This window comes from Bradyrhizobium sp. 172, assembly GCF_023101065.1.
In the GTDB taxonomy this organism is placed as follows: Bacteria; Pseudomonadota; Alphaproteobacteria; order Rhizobiales; family Xanthobacteraceae; genus Bradyrhizobium; species Bradyrhizobium canariense_D.
This window is the reverse complement of record NZ_CP064701.1, coordinates 2,086,080-2,104,616: the sequence shown is the minus strand read 5'-3', so window position 1 is coordinate 2,104,616 and position 18,537 is coordinate 2,086,080. Positions and strand designations below refer to the sequence as shown.

Here is an 18,537-nt window from a genome sequence, read left to right as displayed (position 1 = left end):
CAAAGAACCTTTCCGCATGTCCTTCGATTTCAGCAAGCTTCTCTCTGTCGCCTGGGGTGGTTGGACCACGACTTGGCCGACGCAACTGCTCGCCCTGATCTGGCTCGCCTGGCTCGCAAGCTGGGTCGGCGCCTCGTTCTGGCAGGGCCGCACCCAGAAGCAGGTAATGACGCTGGAGTCCGGCCGCTATCGCATCCCGATCCTGGTCGGCGGCATCCTGTTCACGCCATGGACCGCGGAAGTGCTCGGCGAGAAGCCGCTCTGGGTGTTCAGCAATACAGCTGTCTACGTGGTGGCGCTGATCGTGCTGGCCGGGATCTCCTTCACCTGGTGGGGACGGCTGCATCTCGGACAATTCTGGTCCAACACCATCACCCACAAGCAAGACCACCGCGTCATCGACACCGGCCCGTACGGCATCGTACGCCATCCGATCTACACCGGCCTGATCCTCGGCATGCTGGTGACGGGCATCGCGGTCGGCACGGTGACCGCGATGCTCGGCGCGATCCTGATCTCGCTCGGCATGTGGCAGAAGGGCCGGATGGAAGAAGTGTTCCTGTCCAAGGAGCTCGGCGAAGACGCCTACGGCGCCTATTGCCGCCGCGTGCCGATGATCATCCCGTTCCTGTCGCCGCGCTGAGAGCGGCGGACGCGCCCCACATTCGCTGTCGTCCCGGCCTTCGCCGGACGACAGCGAGAGGAACTGCCTTCCCTCCAGCCCGTTAGCCTCTCGATACCTGCCACTGACCGCAGAGCATCGAGCCATGTCCGACGCCTACGATTATTTTCGCGAGCACGCGATCGCCGCCGTCCGCAAGGCGCGGGCGCTGCCGCCGGGGCGGCCGAAGCAGAAGCAGCGCACCGTGGCGCGTGTCTATCATCTCCTGTCCAGGGAGGCCGCGCTCGCGCCGAACATCCATCATCTGGATGATTTTCGCGCGGCGCGCCGGGCAGAGCGGCAGATCGGCCACTGATCTCCGGGCCCCGCTTGCCGGCATTCGTCCCATGCAAATTCGAACGGCTGCCATTCCACGGGAATAGAGCCCCGCGGCCCATCGCACAGGTTGACGTCTGCCCCGCCAGCCCGTTGGATGCGCCCGCAAACAGGGGCTTCTCATGACGTTTTCCAGCATCTTTGCGCAGTTCGTTGCGCTTCTCGGCGGCATCGCGCTGCAATGGCGGAAGCTGTCAGGCACCGTGCCTGCGCCGGCCTGGGGCCAGTCGCCCGCGATTCCCGAAGCAAAACCGCAAGGCGCCATTCCGACACTGAAGATGCCGACGGCGCGGGGCTGGAGCGAAGGACAGAAGCCGACGGTCGCACCCGGGCTCAAGGTCAATGCGTTCGCGACCGGCCTCGACCATCCGCGCTGGATCGAGGTGCTGCCCAATGGCGACGTGCTGATCGCGGAGGCGACGCAGATCGCGGGGGCGCCGCGGTCCGTGTTTCACTACGCAATGCAAGCGACGATGCGGCGCGCCGCCGCGCTCGGCGTCAGCGCCAACCGCATCACGCTGCTGCGCGACAAGGATGGCGACGGCGTCGCGGAGTATCGCGGCGCGTTCATGGAAAACCTCAGCCAGCCGTTCGGCATGGCGCTGGTCGGCGACACCTTCTATGTCGGCAACACCGACGGCGTGATGGCCTTCCCGTACGTGGCGAATGCCGATCGCATCACCGCGCCGGGCAAGCGCCTCACCACTTTCAAGCCGAGCGGCCACTGGACCCGCAGCCTGCTCGCAAGCCCCGACGGCAAGAAACTCTATGCCGGCGTCGGCTCGCTCAGCAACATCGGCGAGATGGGCATGGAGGTCGAGGAAGGCCGCGCCGCGGTCTACGAGCTCGACCTCGTCGCCGGTACGCACCGCATCTTCGCCGCCGGCCTGCGCAACCCGGTTGGTCTCGCCTGGGAGCCGACGACCGGTGTGCTCTGGACCGTCGTCAACGAGCGCGACGGCCTCGGCGACGAAACGCCGCCGGACTATCTGACCTCGGTGCGCGACGGCGGTTTCTACGGCTGGCCCTATTGCTACTGGGGCAAGACGGTGGATGACCGCGTGCCGCAGGATCCGGCGATGGTCGCCAAGGCACTCACGCCTGACTACGCGCTCGGCGGCCACACCGCCTCGCTCGGCCTGTGCTGGATGCCCGCGGGCACGCTGCCGGGCTTCCCCGACGGCATGGCGATCGGCCAGCACGGCTCGTGGAATCGCAGCACGCTGTCCGGCTACAAGCTGGTGTTCATCCCGTTCGAGAACGGAAAGCCTTCGGGTCCAGCACGCGACATCCTGTCCGGCTTCCTCGCGCCGGACGAGAAAGAATCCTACGGCCGTCCGGTCGGCGTCGTGATCGGTCCCGACAAGAAATCGCTGCTGATGGCCGACGACGTCGGCAACGTGATCTGGCGCGTGACGGGCGCTTGAAGGTTATGTTCCAACGCTAAGCGTGGTGCGCTGCTTGCGGAGCAGCGCGATCACCGACAGTGCCGTGATCAACCCGGTCTTGGGATTCTCGGAGGGGACGTTCTCGATTGACATCGAGAAGCGCGCGGAATCCGACTCGACCTCGATGCGATGAACATTGCGCGTCACGGTCGGGTCGGCCCAGATTTGCACCTGGGTGCGATCCGGCCCGACGCCCGCGAGCGACAGCGCGACCGCGACGTTGAGATTGGCCGGAAAGCCTTTCGCTGCCTCTCGCGCGGTCCCCTCGAACAGCTTGAGCGGCTCGCGCAGATTGTCGATATCGATGTTGTTCTGGACGATGAACGGCGCGCCCTTCAAGCCGTCGATCGGCTTGCGCGTCACCATCTTCACCGAGTGAATTGTGCCGATCGCGGCGGCGTTGACGGCGTCGAGCCCGATCAGCGCGCCGGTCGGCACGAGGATGCGGCCGCCATTGGCCCGGGCGAGATCGACGAGATCAAAATTGTCGAGCAGCCCACCGACGCTGACAACGACCGCGGCCCTGCCGCGTTTCACCGCGGGCTCGACGATCGCGCGGAGTTGGCTGCTCGGCGCGCACTCCACCACGATATCGGCGGCGTCGCCGAGCTGGTCGAGCGGCAGTAGGGATGGCGGACGACGCAGGCTGCCGAGCAATTTCTGATGCTTTGCAGGATCGCGCACCGCCACGGCGGAGAGCGTCAATCCCTCGATGCCCTGATCGAGCGCGGCGGCGATCTTGGTGCCGATCGAGCCGAGCCCCGCGACGGCAACCCGCAATTCGTTCGAAGCTGTCCGTTCAGCCATCGCATCACCCCTCTCGCCAAGTCGATGTCATAGCGCCTCAGGCGTCGCGCGCATAGCTGCGCAGGCGCGTCTCGAGCACGGAGAGCATTGCGTCGCGGGCGGGGTCGCGCGAGCCGCGCAGCCATGCGGCAGCGAGCGGCAGCCGGCCGACGGGCCCGATCTGCTTTGGCCGCAGCGGCACGAAGCGCACGCCTGACACCGCCATCCGCATGGTCCAGCGCGGCACGATCGCGACCCCGAGCCTGGTTGCGACGAGATTGATGATGGTCTGCTTCTCGTCGGCGACCTGCACGACGCGCGGCGTGAGGCCTGCCTGCTCGAATAGTCTTATCGTGAGGTCGTGGCTGTGCGGCCGCGAGCGACGATCCGGCACCAGCATCGCCTCCTCGGCGATCTCCGCCGGCGTGATCGACTTGCGTTTGGCCAGCGCGTGGCGCTGCGGGAAGGCCACGATGGCTGTTTCCTGCAGCAGATCGCGGAATTCGAGCCGCTTGTCCCGCTGAGCCGGTGGACGCACGAAGGCAAGATCGAGCGCGCCGGTCAGGATCTTTGGCAGCAGCCGGACGGTCTTCTCTTCCAGGAGCTGCACTGCGATATCGGGATGCTTTGCGCGAAAATCGCGCAGCAGCGCCGGTAACAGCCCCGCCGCGGCACTGTCGATGGCGCCGACCCGGAGTTTTCGAGCAGCCCCCGCGCGCGCGCGATTGCGCAGGTTGGTCTCGACCGCCTCGACGCGGGCGAGGATGGCACGGGCATCACGCAGCAGCGTCACGCCATCTTCCGTCAGCGACACCGCACGCGTCGTCCGCGCGAACAGCCGCGTGCCCAGATCCTGCTCCAGCAGCCTGATCTGGCGGCCGAGTGCGGAGGGCAGCATCTGGAGATGCTGCGCTGCGCGGCCGAAATGCAGCTGCTCGGCCGCCGCCACGAAGCATCGCAACTGATGCAATTCCATCTCGCTGTCCTCTGATCCCGTGACGGGATTATATCATTTTTTTGTATAAACCAGCGCCGATTGAGTCCCTGCCCCTCCCCGCCTAGGTTCGCTCGTGTCACGCAACCCCACCGACATCTGGACGGAGCCCTTCATGCGCACCCATTCGATTGCAGCGATCCCCGCGGACGGCATCGGCCCCGAGGTCATCTCCGCCGGCGTCCGCGTGCTGGAGGCGCTGGCCAACCGCAGCGGTGACCTCGCCTTCAACATCAAGACCTTCGACTGGGGTTCGGACTATTACAAGAAGCACGGCGTGATGATGCCGGCCGACGGTCTCGCGGAGCTCAAGAAATTCGATGCGATCTATTTCGGCGCGGTCGGTGCGCCCGACGTGCCCGATCACATCACGCTGTGGGGCCTGCGGCTGCCGATCTGCCAGGGCTTTGACCAATACGCCAATGTGCGGCCGACCAAGATCTTGCCGGGCGTCGCCTCGCCGCTGCGCAATGTCGGCGTCGGCGACCTCGACTGGGTGATCGTGCGCGAGAATTCCGAGGGCGAATATGCCGGCATGGGCGGCCGCGCCCACAGGGGTCTCCCCGAAGAGGTCGGCACCGAGGTCGCGGTGTTCACCCGCGTCGGCGTGACGCGGATCATGCGCTATGCATTCGAGCTGGCGCGGTCGCGCCCGCGCAAGTTCCTGACCGTGGTGACCAAGTCGAACGCGCAGCGCCATGGCATGGTGATGTGGGACGAGATCGCAGCCGAAGTCGCGGCCGAATTCCCCGATGTGACCTGGGACAAGATGCTGGTCGACGCCATGACGGTGCGCATGACGCTGCATCCGAAGAGCCTCGACACCATTGTCGCGACCAATTTGCACGCCGACGTCCTCTCCGACCTCGCCGGGGCGCTGGCGGGCAGCCTCGGCGTCGCGCCAACCGCCAATATCGACCCGCAGCGCCGCTTCCCCTCGATGTTCGAGCCGATCCACGGCTCGGCCTTCGACATCACCGGCAAGGGCATCGCCAATCCGGTCGCGACGTTCTGGACCGGCGCACAGATGCTGGAGCATCTGGGCGAGAAGGACGCGGCGGTGCGGTTGATGGCCGCGGTGGAGCGCGTCTGCGCGGCCGGCGTGCTGACGCCCGATGTCGGCGGCAAGGCGAGGACGAAGGACGTGACCGATGCCGTGATCGAAGCGATCCACGGATCGAACGTGTAATCCGAGCTACGTCAGCGGGAGGCGCCAGGGTTTCCGAAAAATTTTGAGCCCCCCTCTTGAAACCAAAACGGGCTTTTTTTATTTTTCCGCTGCCGCCGAGAGGTGGCGTTCCCGACGCCTGGTGGGTCGGGAAGCTGAGACGGGCACCGGTCGTGTCCGGTGTCGTTCGTATCCATTTTGCTCCTTGGAGGATCTGGCTATGCGCGCTTACGACTTCTCTCCCTTGTGGCGTTCGACCGTTGGTTTCGACCGCCTTTTCGACCTCGTTGAAACGGCACAGCGTGCCGGCGAGGACAACTATCCTCCCTACAACATCGAACGTCTCGGCGAGGATCGCTACCAGATTTCGCTTGCGATTGCGGGCTTCTCACCCAACGAGGTCGCGGTGACGGCCGAGCAGAACGCGGTGACCGTCGAGGGAAACAAGCCGGACAGAACTGAACGCGAGTATCTCTACCGGGGCATTTCCGCGCGGCCGTTCAAGCGGCAGTTTAACCTGGCCGAATATGTTCAGGTGCACAGCGCCTCGTTCGAAAACGGCCTGCTCAAGATCGAACTGGTCCGGGAAATCCCTGAAGCCATGAAGCCGCGGCGGATTGCGATCAATGCCGCGCCGTCCGGCAACGTGCATCAACTCGAGGGCAAAGCCGCCTGAATTCGGTCTGTCGGAGGCCCGGTGATCCCGCCCGATCGTCGGGCGGGATGGGCCATGGCCTTCGATCGCGTACCCGAATGCAAGTCAGAGGTTTTAGAGAAAGGAGGAGGACCTCTCATGCTCGATCATGCCGACAACATCATCGATCTGAACGCGATATTGCACCCTGGCTCCGTCTATGATCATCCCCGCGACGTCATAGCCGATCCAACTTTGTCGATCGGCGAGAAGCGCGCGATCCTAGCGTCCTGGGCTTCGGACGCAGCCAGTGTCGCCTCGAGCCCGACATTGCGGGAGCTGCCCGGCTCGGACAAAGCCGTCACCATCGACGAAATTCTGGAAGCGCTCGCGAGCCTCGACCACCATCCGAAGGGCCCTCCGGGCGGCAAGCCGGTCCGCACGCGATCCGTCGAACGAACCGGCCTCGCAGCCTAGGCAACGACAGCTCAACGGGGATTGCGATGATGCTTGATGAAGAGCTGGCCTTGTTGCGCGGCCACCGCAGCAACATCAGCCGCTATCAGCGGTTGCTCAAGACCGAGCTGACCGAGTTCGAACGGCGGTTCATCGAGAGACGTGTGTCCGAGGAGCGCTCGGCGATCGAGAAGCTCGCCGTCTCCGCCTTTCCGCTCACCTTTCAGGCTCCGAGCCGGGCGATGGGGAACGCCACCACGCGCCTGACGGCAAGCCGGCACGGGTGATCGACATGCCCGAACACCTCCCGACATTCGAAGTGTTCCTGAAGAAGTGCGGTCGAAGGACATGGCGATGGCGTGTCTGCACGACGGAAGGACGCCTGGTCATGCACGGCTTCGAAAATGGCCGACCCGCTGCCAAATATGCGGCTGACAGGGCCTTGTTTATGATGCTTCTCGCCGCGCCCTATCGCCCGGCGGGCCGGGCTTCCGCCACGGCTCGCTCCTCCTTGGCGACACCCGCATCAAGATGGCTGCCGCGGCACAAGATGCGTGAATGACAGGTGCCGCGAGGGATGGTGCCTGCATCAGCCCATCCCGACCATCTCCGTTGCTGACTGCTTACCGCCGTCCCGGCGGCGGGTTCGCCATAGCGGCTGTCGGCTCCGGCGGCGTCAGGTGGCGTGGAACGATGATGGACTGGCCGGGGGTGAGCGTCGCGTTCTCCGGCAGCGAGTTGCTCTGCGCCAGCGACCACAGCGGCACGCGATTGGCTGCCGCGATGCTCTCCATGGTGTCGCCGCGGCGCACCGGTAGCCGCACGCCACTGTCCCACAATTCGACGAGCGTATTCGCCGGCACGAGATAACGCAGCGGCACGGCATCCACCTGCGTCTGGGGCGGAATGCGCGGCAACTGCGTGACCATGTCGACGATCTGACGGTGGATGTCGTCGGACTTCTCGATGTTGATGTGGCTGACCCGCGCGTTCTCCTTCAGGTCATAGCTCGCATAGTGACCGCGATAGCCCGGCACCGCGACCACGTTGCCGCCGCCAAGCACGCTGTCGGAGAGATAGATGTTGATGAAGCGCTCGACATTGAGCGGCACGTCGCCGGTCGCATGCGCGGGATCGATGGTGATGACGAGGCTGATCGGGATGTTCTCCTTGGCCGCCATCTCGGAGATGACGATCGAGCAAAGCCCGCCCATCGAATGCCCCATCAGCACGATCGGCGCCGGCGCTTCCTTGTAGCTGGAGATCGCACGATCGCCGATCCATCGGCAGATGGTGAATTCATAGACGTTGGCCGAAAAGCCGGCCTGCGTCAGCTTCTCTTCGAGCCGGTCCATGCCGGTGGAGAAGAACGGCCCCATGGCGCCACGGAACAGGTAGATCTTCGGCGGCGGCAATGGCTCGAACGGTGGGGGCGGCGGCGCGGCGGGTGCGGCCGCGGCGGGCTTCGTCTTGGCAGGTGAGGCAGCGGTCGTCCCGGTGCTCAAGGCGAGCAGCGCAACGGCTGCCAGCGCGAGAAGTCGCCTCAAATCGATCATCAGTCCAGCAGTCCCACTCCGGGAGGCTGCAGCCTCCCCCAAAGGCGCTTAGTGACGGTCGATTGGGCGGAATTTGGGGCACGGAACCGGGGCTCGATCCGCGCTCATTCCAGCATCTCGCCCCCCAATCACTGCATGCTCTTGAGCCTGCTGCGGTGTGCGGCCTGTTTCGCGCGGTTGCCGCAGACCGCCATGATGCACCATCGTCGCGCGCGTCTGCGCGTGTGGTCAGCGAACAGCATGGTGCAGTTGTGCCCCTCGCACGCCTTGACGTTCGAAAAATCCTCGTCGCAAACGAACTTCGCCATGGCCTCGCCAACCGGCAGCAATAGCGCCTCCGGCGATCGCCAGCGCCGCCTCATTCGCAATGCCAGAGCGCCGCCATCGGCATGGCCCGGCTCGATCCGGCTGAACGCTTCGTCGCGCTCCAGCAGGCTGTTCAACGGATCGAGTTCGCGCAATGCATCCGTCGTGAGCGGTCGGCCTGCATGCTTGCGCACGAAGCCCCTGAACCATTCGCGCAAGGCGCGCGCCTGATCCGCAACCTTGTCCAGCTCGTCCGGCGTGGCGCGCGCCGTCAGCGCGTGCAGATCATCCGCGGGCACCAGCTTCGCCTGCGCCAGCCAGTCGATCAGGCCATGACCATCATCGATCCAGTCGACCGGCGTATCGAGCGGCGTCGCCACCGAGTTGAGGAAGTCGAGGCCGAGAGAGTCGGCGATGAACATGGCGGGCGGGCGGTCCATGAGCGGTCCTTGGCCGGTCGGGAGCATGGACTCAGATAACCTGATAGAACGGCGTTGACAAGTTACGGTAAGGAGACGTAACCTCTTAGTAGGCAATTTAGTGGTTACTAAGATGGAGAATGTCATGGCCGCAATCGCGTACCGCACCGCGGATGTCGAGGGCTTCAAGGTGTTCTATCGCGAGGCCGGTCGTGTCGGAGCGCCAAAACTCCTGCTGCTGCACGGCTTCCCCAGCGCAGGCCACATGTTTCGTGACCTCATTCCGCTGCTGGCGGACAGGTTTCATATCGTGGCGCCCGACCTTCCCGGCTTCGGCCAATCCGACATGCCTTCGCGCGAAAGCTTCCGTTACACGTTCGACAATTTCGCGCGCGTGATCGAACGCTTCACCGAAATGATCGGCTTCGACCGTTTCGCGGTCTACGTTTTCGATTACGGCGCGCCGACTGGTTTCCGGCTTGCGCTCAGTCACCCCGAGCGGATCACGGCAATCATCTCACAGAACGGCAACGCCTACGAGGAAGGGCTCAGCGACGACTGGACTCCGCTCAAGACCTATTGGCAGGATCCGTCGCCGGCCAATCGCGACGCGCTACGCGCGCTCCTCACGCCGGAAGCGACGCGCTGGCAGTACACGCATGGCGTCCCCGATCCGATGACCGTGTCACCGGACGGCCAGAACCTCGACAATTTCTACCTTGCGCGCCCGGGCTCGGACGACGTGCAGCTCGACCTGTTCGGCGACTACAAGAGCAACGTCGCGCTCTATCCGGCCTTCCAGGACTATTTCTGCAAGCACACGCCGCCGTTCCTCGCGGTCTGGGGCAAGAACGACCCATTCTTTATTCCGCCCGGCGCCGAAGCGTTCAAGCGCGATAATCCGAACGCCGTGGTGCAGTTCTTTGACACCGGTCATTTCGCGCTGGAGACGCACGCGAAGGAAATCGCGGACAGCATTCGTACCTTCCTGACGTAACGGGGGCTGTCCTCCGCGAAAGTTACGCCGCCAGGCTCTGCTGAGCGCGGAATGCGCTGATCGCCATATGGACGAGATGCAGCTTGCCTTTGACCGCCGGCGATATGTCGAAGGGATATGCATCGCTCATCCCGAGCGAGCGGTTGAGTTCGTTGATGCTGCGAGCAAGCGGCATCCACAGTGCCAGGAGTGCCTCGAAGTCGCTCTCGAGATAGGGATCCGTCAGGGTCTGCCGGGCGCGCTCGTCCAGCGCCAACGGCAAACCTGCGAGCGAGTCGAGCGTCGACACGATATGCAGGAAATGCGCGAACGTTTCCGCCCAATCCTCCCAGGGGTGGGACGTGGCGTACTCGCTGATGAAGCCGCTTCGGTCGTATGAACGATCGGCGCGGCTGTAATAGGAGTTGATCGCGGCCTGATAGTCCTGCGCCTGGTCACCGAAGATCAGCTTGAACGGGGCCTGGAATGTCGTGCCGTCGACGAGCAGGTCCCAATAGAAGTGACCGATCTCGTGCCGGAAATGCCCGAGCAGCGTGCGGTACGGCTCCCGGAACGCCACGCGGCGAGATTCTCGTTCGACATCGTCGGCCTCCGCAAGGTTGAGCGTGATCAGGCCCGAGAGATGCCCCGTCACGATCGGACCGACCTCGTCCGAAAGAATGTCGAAAGCCAATTCTGCGCCGTTGCGCGATGCGAGCGGAAGCTTGAGGCGACTGAGATCATAGAGAAGACGGCGCTTGGCTTCCTCCATAAGGCGCCAGAGCATGATGTTTCTGGTGCTGCCGAGGTTTGGAATTGTGCGCGTGAGGCGGCACGAGCCGCAATACCAGTCCGCGCCCTCGACACACCAGTTGCAGCCGATGATCTCGCGGTTACGGCAAGATTGATGGGATGCAAGCCTAGTCATCTCGATGCGCGAGGAGTCGAACGCCAGCTCAGTGCTGCAATTCGCGCACGCGATGTGCTCGAACGAGACAGGATGGCGGCATGACGGGCACTGAAAGATCTTCACGTGGACTGGCCCCAGACAGACGGCACACCGGAAGGCCGGCCTGTCAATTCGAGGAACTCTTGCACTTCGAGGAACTCTTGCGACCGTCGCTGTTGCCGGCGAGCAACGCACGCTGCGTCCGCAGCGCGTGCTGTCTTAACAAGCCGGCTCGCGTCGCGCTCAACTGGCTCGATTGAGGCTGCGGCTTTTTCTCAAGGACATTTTCGGAAACAGGCCGACCGGCCCACGTCCGCTCGGGCTGAACCGCCATGGGGCCGACGTTTCGTCCGCTTGTCATGCTGTAACAACACCAGATCGTACGCCGAGTTCCCTTCCTCGACCGGCGGGTGATCGAGCTTGGCTTGTGCAGATACGACAATGCCGCCGTCGGCGTGACGGCGGCATTGTCAATTCACCTGCTTGCGGCGAACGGCTTAATTCCGGGGAGCCGTTGCCGCCGCCGAGCGCGCCGACCTGGGCGCGCCGGGTTCGGCAACCGGAGCCGGTGCGCGCGATCGCATGATTGCGGCGTCGATCTCGGCAATCACGCGGCGCTGGATCGCTTCGTTCTTGTCGATCGAGATGTGGCCGACGCCGGAGCCGCGGACGTCGACATTGTCGAGCTTGCCGCGAAAACCGTCCGCGCGCTTCACCGGCTCGCCGGGGCCGTCGCCGATATAGATGTTGATGTAGCGCTCCGCGCCGGTCGACAGCTTGGTCTTGAACACGGAGTCGAGCCCGATCGCGAGTTTCACGGGCACGCCGAGACGGTTGAGCTTGGCGATCATGTCTGGCAGCGCAGTCGCGCCGGAGGAGTGCCCGACCAGTACGATGGTCTTGAGCCGGCCGGCCTTGTAGGCGGTCGCGGCCTCATCCGCGAGCGAGGACCAGGACACGAAATTCGCCACGGTCACCGGGATGCCCTGCGCCTGGAGCCGGGCGCCGATCGTGTCGAGCCCGAGCGAGAAGATGTTGAGCACGCCGCGGAGCAGGTAGACATGCGTGGTCGCGACGGCAGCCTGGCTTGGCGCCGCCGTGGCGGTGGTCGGGCTGATGGCAACAGCTGACAGCAGGAGCAGGCCCATCGCCCAGGCACGGAGGGCGGACAACTGGCTGACGCCAGCGGTGTGACGGCCGTTCGGTCTCATCGATCTTTTCCCTGGGAATATGCTTCGGCCGGAATCGTAGCCATGGCCTGCTCGCAGACGCAACAAAGAGCCGCGTGAACGACGATCTTAGCATCAAGCCGTGACCATCGCGCAACACTTGCCCGAAACCTGCCACGGAAGGAGCTGTTTCGAGGCCATTTTTCTCCCGCTAATTGCAGCCGCGCAAGGGCCTTCCTATGTCAGGGCTCCGCTGACCCGCCCCTCCCGGTAGGTTCCAGCCTCCCCTCCCCAGCCTTAGCCCCTCAGACTTGCGGCCATCATGTCCTCCATCATTTCCGTCGCCAATTTGTCGAAGACCTATGGGTCCGGCTTCAAGGCGCTCAAGAACGTCAATCTTGACATCACGCGCGGCGAAATCTTCGCCTTGCTCGGCCCCAACGGCGCCGGCAAGACCACGCTGATCTCGATCATCTGCGGCATTGCCAATCCGAGCGAAGGCAAGGTCCTCGTCGGCGGCGAGAACATCCAGACCTCCTATCGCAAGGCGCGCTCGCTGATCGGGCTGGTGCCGCAGGAATTGCACACCGATGCCTTCGAGAGCGTGTGGGCGACCGTGAGCTTCTCCCGCGGGCTGTTCGGCAAGCCGAAGAACCCCGATCATATCGAGAAGGTGCTGAAAGACCTCTCGCTGTGGGACAAGAAGGACAGCAAGATCATCACGCTCTCCGGCGGCATGAAGCGTCGCGTGATGATCGCCAAAGCGCTGTCGCACGAGCCGCAGATCCTGTTCCTGGACGAGCCGACCGCCGGGGTCGACGTCGAACTGCGCAAGGGCATGTGGGAGGTGGTGCGCACGCTCCAGCAATCCGGCGTCACCATCATCCTGACCACGCATTACATCGAGGAAGCCGAGGAGATGGCCGACCGCATCGGCGTCATCAACAAGGGCGAGATCGTGCTGATCGAGGACAAGGCCACCTTGATGCAGAAGCTCGGCAAGAAGCGGCTGACGCTGCATCTGCAAGGCAAGCTCGATGCGCTGCCGGAGAGCCTCAGGCATTACGAGCTCGACCTCTGCGACGGCGGCGCGACGCTGGTCTACGACTACGACACCAAGGGCGAGCGCACCGGCATCACCAGCCTGCTCGGCGATCTCCGTACAGCCGGCATCCGCTTCAACGATCTCGACACGACGCAATCGTCGCTCGAGGACATCTTCGTCGATCTCGTGAGGGCGTCATGAACTACCGCGCTGTCCGCGCCATCTACCTGTTCGAAATGGCGCGCACCTGGCGCACGCTGCTGCAAAGCATCGTCTCGCCGGTGGTCTCGACCTCGCTGTATTTCGTGGTGTTCGGCGCCGCGATCGGCTCGCGCATCAGCCAGGTCGAGGGCGTCAGCTACGGCACCTTCATCGTGCCGGGCCTGATCATGCTCTCGGTGCTGACGCAGAGCATCGCCAACGCCTCGTTCGGCATCTACTTCCCGAAATTCACCGGCACGATCTACGAGATCCTGTCGGCGCCGATCTCCTATTTCGAGATCGTGCTCGGCTATGTCGGCGCGGCCGCGACCAAATCGATCATCCTCGGCCTGATCATCCTCGCCACGGCTGGCCTGTTCGTGCCGCTGCACATCCATCATCCGGTCTGGATGCTGGCCTTCCTTGTGCTGACGGCGGTGACGTTCAGCCTGTTCGGCTTCATCATCGGCATCTGGGCCGACGGATTCGAAAAGCTGCAGATGATCCCGATGCTGGTGGTGACGCCGTTGACCTTCCTCGGCGGCAGCTTCTATTCCATCGACATGCTGCCGCCCGCCTGGCGCACGGTGGCGCTGCTCAATCCGGTCGTCTATCTGATCTCCGGCTTGCGCTGGAGCTTCTACGAGATCGCGGACGTCAGCATGGCCGTCAGCATCGGCATGACAACGGCGTTCCTGGTGATCTGCCTGGTCGTGATCTGGTGGATTTTCCGCACGGGATATCGGTTGAAGAACTGATCCGGCCGTCATTCCGGGGGGCACGCGCGCGCCCCGGAATCGCAAGCTCTACCGATAGCAGTGGAAGCGGTTGTATCCGTCGTAATAGCCGCGACACCGACGGTGGCCGCGATGGGGAATGCCGAACACCCCCTCGACCGCGCCGACGGCACCGCCGACACCGGCGCCGACCGCGCCCCCAACCACGCCGCCGACGGGGCCGGCGATCCGGTTGCCTTCGTAAGAACCTTCCTGGGCGCCCCGAACGATGCCTTGGGCATGGCCAGGCTGGGGGACGCAGGACAGCGCGGCCAGAACGGCGGCGCCAGCGAAGAGCACACGGAAAGGCAGACCAGCCGGCCGAGAAGCGGCGGCGACGCAGACTTTGTTCATCTTCATTCCCAAAGGTAAAACCGGCCGCGGAAGCGGCCGGTCGAGGCAGCGATCGTCAACGCCGATGCGGCCAAATGGTTGCGCCCCGGATGGTTGCACCATTGTGATGAATTGTCGGCGTTGTGAACGCATCTCCCGCTCGCGAAAATGTCAGCGCTGCCGCTCGCTTTGCGGCACAAAGCGGCCTTGCTTACGCCGGGCGTCCCGTTAACGATGGCAATAAGGTTTGCTTTGCAGGCCGCTGGAACGAAAGCGCGATTGCAGGCATAATGCACGCCGGGGGACGGAGAGCCGCGGCGCCTAGTATGAACAGGCCGGAGGCCACGAGTCAGATGCGTTCGTTTTTTATTGCTTTCACCTCCCTGATGCTTTTGAGCGCGGGCGCCGCGCAGGCCAAGGTCGACATCACCGTCGACAAGGACAATCAGCAGATGACCGTCGCCGTCGACGGCGTCGCGCGCTACCACTGGCCGGTGTCGACAGGCATCCCCTCGCGGGAGACGCCGAACGGCGCGTTCCGCGCCTTCCGCATGGAAGAGGATCACTATTCCAAGGAATTCGACGACGCGCCGATGCCGCACGCGATCTTCTTCACCAAGGTCGGGCACGCCATCCACGGCACCGACTCGGTCGGCCGGCTCGGCACGCCCGCCTCGCATGGCTGCGTGCGGCTGTCGCGCCAGAATGCCACCACGCTCTACGCGCTGGTGCAGCAGCAGGGCGTGCTCAACACCACGGTAACGCTGACCGGCTCGGCGCAGGTGGCGCTCGCCCGCAATCCGCGTGGCCGCAATCCCACGGCAGTGGCCCGCGCGCCGCAGCCCGCCGAAGAGCAGTACGCCACATCAGGCGATCCCGTGAACCTGACGCCTCAGGCCGCACCTGCCCGCCGCTACATGCCGCAAGACGACAACTACATCTATCCGGCCGACGGCAGCGACACCGGCGCGCGCTACCCCGCGCCGCGCGGCAGCCGCCCGCTCTATGACGCACAGGTCTATCAGCCGCAGCCGCAGCAATACTACAATCAGGGCTACGGCCAGCAGGGCACCTACTATCAGCCGCAGCCCCGGCAGGTTTACCAACCGCGTGGCTATTACTACCAGAACTGACCTATCTGGACGCGGCGTTGCCGCGCCAGCGAATCAGAAAGCCGCTGCCGCGACGGGCGCTTGCCGCAATCGACCGCAGGAAATAACGCCAGCCTTGTGCACGGATTGGGCACCGGCCGACGCAAGGAAGCAACAGTCCACAACCTTCAACGCAGCGGCGTTCCGACCAAATTGACAACCAGGGGGTCGCCCCTATTGTCGTTCCCATTGTTTCTGGGACATGACATGACACGCGAGCAGATTTCGGATTTCTGCGTTACCGCCCTGCAAATATCCTGCGAATTTCGAGCGACCGCGTCGATATCGGCACGAAATTCAGCCGCCTCGGCCTCGATTCGGCGATGCTGGTCTACCTGATGATGGAACTCGAGGAGAAGCTCGACCTCGAGCTGTCGACGGACGACTTCTACGACCATCCGACCGTTGAGGCGTTGTCGCGGTTTCTCGCCGACAAGCGCGCAATCCGCCCCGCCGCCTGAGGGCGGTTGAAGTCGGCGCAACCCATGGAAACCTTCCGCTCGCTCGTGGCATTGCTGGCCCGGCGTGCGGCGGAGCAGGCCGACGACCGCGCCTATGTCTTCGTCTCCGATCGCGGGACGGAGGACGCTGTCCTCAGCTTTCGACAGCTGCACGATGCCGCGGGCGCGCTCGCGTCGCGACTGACCGTGGCCGCGCGTCCCGGCGATCGCGCCATCCTGGTGTTTCCGCCCGGCATCGAATTCATGGTGGCGTTCTTCGGCTGTCTGATGGCCGGCATCATCGCCGTGCCGATGATGATGCCGCGGCGAAACGGAGCGCGCGATGCCAGCGCCGCGATCCTCGCCAATTGCACGCCGGCGGTGGCGCTGACCAATTCGGCCGTCGCGCTCCGCGGTGATTTGCGGGCACGCTTCGCGCATGAGCACATTCGCTGGATCGAGGTCGATCTCGCCGCGGCCGAAGGTGAGACAATCGAACTACCCGAGCCGGCGCCGGACGACATCGCCTTCCTGCAATACACCTCCGGCTCGACGTCCGCGCCCAAAGGCGTAATGGTGAGCCACGCCAATCTGCTCGCCAATCTCGAGATGATCCGGCTCGCGCTCGGCAACAGCCGGCAATCGACTTACGTCAATTGGGTGCCGCTCTATCACGACATGGGGCTGATCCTGAACGCGCTGCAAGCGCTCTATGTCGGCGCGACCTGCGTACTGATGGCGCCGAACGCGTTCATGCAGCGGCCGCTCGGCTGGCTGCGCGCGATCGCGCGTTATCGCGCGGAAGTGGCATGCAGCCCGAACTTCGGCTTCGATTTCTGCGTCAGCCGCTATCGCGCCGACCAGATGGAAGGCATCGAGCTGTCCTCGCTCAGGATCGCACTGAACGGCGCAGAACCGGTGCATGCGGAAACCATCGAGCGGTTCATCCAGACATTTGCGCCCCACGGCTTCGATCCGCGCGCAATGTATCCCGCCTACGGAATGGCGGAAGCGACGCTCCTGATTTCCGGCGGACGCCGTGGCGGCGGTCATGTCACACGCAGCGTGAGCCGCACGGCGCTGCAGGCGCATGCGGCGCAGGCGCCTTCCGACGCCGAAGATACACAGGTCGCCGTCGGCTGCGGGCGCCCGCTCACCGGCGAACGGATCGCCATCGTGGACGCGGACAACCGCACGCGGCTGCCCGCGGACCGCGTCGGTGAGATATGGGTGAGTGGGGCCAATATTGCCCGCGCCTATTGGCGCAACGACGAGGCGACGCGCGAGGGGCTCAATGCGCAGATTGCCGGCGAAGACGGAGCGTGGCTGCGCACCGGCGACCTCGGCTTCATCGACGTCACAGGCGAATTGTTCGTCACGGGACGGATCAAGGACCTCATCATCATCCGTGGCATCAACCATTATCCGCAGGACGTGGAGCGCACGGTGCAATCGCTCAATGGAGCTTTGCGCGAAAACTGCGGCGCGGCGTTCTCGGTGCCGGACGAGACCGGCGAAGAAATGCTCGTCATCGTCCAGGAAATCGAGCGCACCGCGCGCCACTCGATCGACACCGAAGCGATCAAGGGCCGAATTCGCGAGGCCGTCGCCGACAACCACGAACTCTCCGCGCGTCACATCGCGCTGATCCGGCCCGGCACGCTGCCGAAGACCACCAGCGGCAAGATCCAGCGCAAGCTGGCACGCAAGCTCTGGCTCGATGGCGGGTTCGAACAGCTCGGCTGAGACGATTCAGAAATCGATCTTCGCGCTCTCCCCATCGCGCAGGCTCGCATCGATCCCCTGCTCGATCTTGCGCGCGAGAATTGGGCGATAATGGATGAAGTCGGCAAAATTGGCGCGGTCGCGCGTGAGATCGTTGTCGACGCGATAGCTGATGAAATTGCTGCGCGGTCGGCCCGCGACCACTTTCTTCAGCGCGGCATCGCAGGCGCTGCGCTCCAAGGCGGCTTCCGTACCGGGCTTCGGCACGGTGGTCGCCAAGGTCGGCGGCACGATGATGACGACGGGCACATCGGCCGGCAATGCCCTGACGATATCTGCCAGCGCAGCGATCTCGGGAAATGTCGCCCGCATCTCGGCAGACGAGGCCGGCGCCGGATCCCTGGGCCAGCCGACTTCTTTGAATTGGCCCGGCGGCCAGATGTCCTCGTAGCTGACAAAGCCGTCGGGGTTCATCCTTGGTCGCCGGCCAAGGCCGATGCTGATGCGTTGAAAGGCGTGCTCGATGGCCTGCCAGGAGATCAGGCGTGCAGCGTAAGTGACGACGGTTCTGTCATAGAGCCAGTCGGGGAATGGGACGCCGCCCTCCTCCTTCGCCCGTGCATGCGTGCACCAGCCAGGGTCAGTCACGATCACCAGTGCGCCGACCTCCCGGTGATTCCGCAGGAAGAAGTCCAGCACCGCGAGTTCCTGGCGGGGGAACGCACCGGTCATGTAGAGCTGCACGAATCGCAGGCCGGTTGCGCGCGACAATTCCGCCGGCTCGATCATCTGCGCCGTCGAATTACCCAGGATCGCGGCATTGAAATCCGGATCCCGCGCGCGGCTCGCGGCCGTGATTTTGGTCAGACGATTATCGACGCCGTCGATGCCAAGCAGGCCGAGCTTGCCGCTGTCATAGGGATCGACCGCCACCATCAGTGCGAGCACCAGCAGCGCAGCCCCGATCAGCGTGCCCAGACACGCCAGCAAGCTCCGGCCCCAGCCGGG

The 18,537-nt window shown here is 64.4% G+C and carries 21 protein-coding genes; 13 read left to right on the top strand and 8 right to left on the bottom strand.

Annotation, left to right across the window (positions count from 1 at the left end):
- Positions 1 to 16: 16 nt before the first annotated feature.
- The 3 genes from IVB07_RS09975 to IVB07_RS09965 all read left to right on the top strand — a co-directional run bounded on the left by IVB07_RS09975 (position 17) and on the right by IVB07_RS09965 (position 2,424).
- Positions 17 to 643 (top strand): isoprenylcysteine carboxylmethyltransferase family protein, encoded by a 627-nt coding sequence (locus tag IVB07_RS09975; protein ID WP_007600907.1) that lies wholly within the window; start codon positions 17 to 19, stop codon positions 641 to 643.
- A gap of 124 nt (positions 644 to 767) precedes the next feature.
- Complete coding sequence (locus tag IVB07_RS09970; protein ID WP_018454280.1) at positions 768 to 977, top strand: hypothetical protein; 210 nt, start codon at positions 768 to 770, stop codon at positions 975 to 977.
- A 142-nt stretch (positions 978 to 1,119) separates the two neighbouring features.
- Positions 1,120 to 2,424, top strand: a complete 1,305-nt coding sequence (locus IVB07_RS09965; protein WP_018454279.1) for a sorbosone dehydrogenase family protein — start codon at positions 1,120 to 1,122, stop codon at positions 2,422 to 2,424.
- A gap of 3 nt (positions 2,425 to 2,427) precedes the next feature.
- Here the strand turns inward: IVB07_RS09965 and IVB07_RS09960 are convergent, their stop codons facing one another.
- Entirely contained in the window at positions 2,428 to 3,252 is an 825-nt protein-coding gene (locus IVB07_RS09960) for an aspartate dehydrogenase (protein ID WP_247294827.1), read from the bottom strand.
- A gap of 37 nt (positions 3,253 to 3,289) precedes the next feature.
- A complete protein-coding gene (locus IVB07_RS09955) occupies positions 3,290 to 4,207 on the bottom strand; it encodes a LysR family transcriptional regulator (protein WP_018454277.1) in 918 nt (305 codons plus the stop codon).
- A 133-nt stretch (positions 4,208 to 4,340) separates the two neighbouring features.
- On the opposite strand from IVB07_RS09955, the gene IVB07_RS09950 reads away from it, so the two are divergent.
- The 4 genes from IVB07_RS09950 (at position 4,341) to IVB07_RS09935 (ending at position 6,770) form a co-directional block, all read left to right on the top strand.
- Positions 4,341 to 5,414: a tartrate dehydrogenase gene (locus IVB07_RS09950; protein ID WP_247294829.1), complete on the top strand. Its 1,074-nt coding sequence runs from the start codon at positions 4,341 to 4,343 to the stop codon at positions 5,412 to 5,414.
- A gap of 199 nt (positions 5,415 to 5,613) precedes the next feature.
- Complete coding sequence (locus tag IVB07_RS09945) at positions 5,614 to 6,069, top strand: Hsp20 family protein (protein WP_247295145.1); 456 nt, start codon at positions 5,614 to 5,616, stop codon at positions 6,067 to 6,069.
- A 117-nt stretch (positions 6,070 to 6,186) separates the two neighbouring features.
- Positions 6,187 to 6,504, top strand: coding sequence for a hypothetical protein (locus tag IVB07_RS09940; RefSeq protein WP_018454274.1), 318 nt, complete (start codon positions 6,187 to 6,189; stop codon positions 6,502 to 6,504).
- Positions 6,505 to 6,530: 26 nt separating this feature from the next.
- Positions 6,531 to 6,770: a hypothetical protein gene (locus tag IVB07_RS09935; protein ID WP_018454273.1), complete on the top strand. Its 240-nt coding sequence runs from the start codon at positions 6,531 to 6,533 to the stop codon at positions 6,768 to 6,770.
- 336 nt (positions 6,771 to 7,106) lie between these two features.
- On the opposite strand, the gene IVB07_RS09930 is transcribed toward IVB07_RS09935, so the two are convergent.
- Entirely contained in the window at positions 7,107 to 8,039 is a 933-nt protein-coding gene (locus IVB07_RS09930) for a LysM peptidoglycan-binding domain-containing protein (protein ID WP_247294832.1), read from the bottom strand.
- 128 nt (positions 8,040 to 8,167) lie between these two features.
- A complete protein-coding gene (locus tag IVB07_RS09925) occupies positions 8,168 to 8,785 on the bottom strand; it encodes an ABATE domain-containing protein (RefSeq protein WP_247295147.1) in 618 nt (205 codons plus the stop codon).
- A 124-nt stretch (positions 8,786 to 8,909) separates the two neighbouring features.
- On the opposite strand from IVB07_RS09925, the gene IVB07_RS09920 reads away from it, so the two are divergent.
- Positions 8,910 to 9,761, top strand: coding sequence for an alpha/beta hydrolase (locus IVB07_RS09920; protein WP_247294835.1), 852 nt, complete (start codon positions 8,910 to 8,912; stop codon positions 9,759 to 9,761).
- Positions 9,762 to 9,783: 22 nt separating this feature from the next.
- Here IVB07_RS09920 and IVB07_RS09915 read toward each other — a convergent pair whose 3' ends face one another.
- Together IVB07_RS09915 and IVB07_RS09910 are read right to left on the bottom strand one after the other, a co-directional pair.
- Positions 9,784 to 10,773 carry a putative zinc-binding metallopeptidase gene (locus IVB07_RS09915; protein WP_204512061.1) on the bottom strand — a complete coding sequence of 330 codons (990 nt, stop codon included), beginning with the start codon at positions 10,771 to 10,773 and terminating at the stop codon, positions 9,784 to 9,786.
- A 413-nt stretch (positions 10,774 to 11,186) separates the two neighbouring features.
- Positions 11,187 to 11,900 (bottom strand): hypothetical protein, encoded by a 714-nt coding sequence (locus tag IVB07_RS09910; RefSeq protein ID WP_247361207.1) that lies wholly within the window; start codon positions 11,898 to 11,900, stop codon positions 11,187 to 11,189.
- Positions 11,901 to 12,180: 280 nt separating this feature from the next.
- Here IVB07_RS09910 and IVB07_RS09905 point away from each other — a divergent pair, with 280 nt between their 5' ends.
- Together IVB07_RS09905 and IVB07_RS09900 are read left to right on the top strand one after the other, a co-directional pair.
- Positions 12,181 to 13,104, top strand: a complete 924-nt coding sequence (locus IVB07_RS09905) for an ABC transporter ATP-binding protein (protein ID WP_018454267.1) — start codon at positions 12,181 to 12,183, stop codon at positions 13,102 to 13,104.
- Positions 13,101 to 13,862 carry an ABC transporter permease gene (locus IVB07_RS09900; protein WP_247767628.1) on the top strand — a complete coding sequence of 254 codons (762 nt, stop codon included), beginning with the start codon at positions 13,101 to 13,103 and terminating at the stop codon, positions 13,860 to 13,862. The genes IVB07_RS09905 and IVB07_RS09900 overlap by 4 nt, the downstream gene beginning before the upstream one ends.
- A gap of 48 nt (positions 13,863 to 13,910) precedes the next feature.
- Here the strand turns inward: IVB07_RS09900 and IVB07_RS09895 are convergent, their stop codons facing one another.
- Entirely contained in the window at positions 13,911 to 14,234 is a 324-nt protein-coding gene (locus IVB07_RS09895; protein ID WP_085349135.1) for a hypothetical protein, read from the bottom strand.
- Between the two features lie 305 nt (positions 14,235 to 14,539).
- On the opposite strand from IVB07_RS09895, the gene IVB07_RS09890 reads away from it, so the two are divergent.
- The 3 genes from IVB07_RS09890 (at position 14,540) to IVB07_RS09880 (ending at position 17,550) form a co-directional block, all read left to right on the top strand.
- A complete protein-coding gene (locus tag IVB07_RS09890; protein ID WP_085349071.1) occupies positions 14,540 to 15,346 on the top strand; it encodes a L,D-transpeptidase in 807 nt (268 codons plus the stop codon).
- Positions 15,347 to 15,597: 251 nt separating this feature from the next.
- Positions 15,598 to 15,825 carry an acyl carrier protein gene (locus IVB07_RS09885; RefSeq protein ID WP_346659458.1) on the top strand — a complete coding sequence of 76 codons (228 nt, stop codon included), beginning with the start codon at positions 15,598 to 15,600 and terminating at the stop codon, positions 15,823 to 15,825.
- Positions 15,826 to 15,849: 24 nt separating this feature from the next.
- Positions 15,850 to 17,550 carry a fatty acyl-AMP ligase gene (locus tag IVB07_RS09880; protein WP_247337760.1) on the top strand — a complete coding sequence of 567 codons (1,701 nt, stop codon included), beginning with the start codon at positions 15,850 to 15,852 and terminating at the stop codon, positions 17,548 to 17,550.
- A gap of 6 nt (positions 17,551 to 17,556) precedes the next feature.
- Here the strand turns inward: IVB07_RS09880 and IVB07_RS09875 are convergent, their stop codons facing one another.
- On the bottom strand, positions 17,557 to 18,519 hold the full coding sequence (locus tag IVB07_RS09875) for a hypothetical protein (protein WP_018454260.1): 963 nt from the start codon (positions 18,517 to 18,519) through the stop codon (positions 17,557 to 17,559).
- Positions 18,520 to 18,537: the final 18 nt, after the last annotated feature.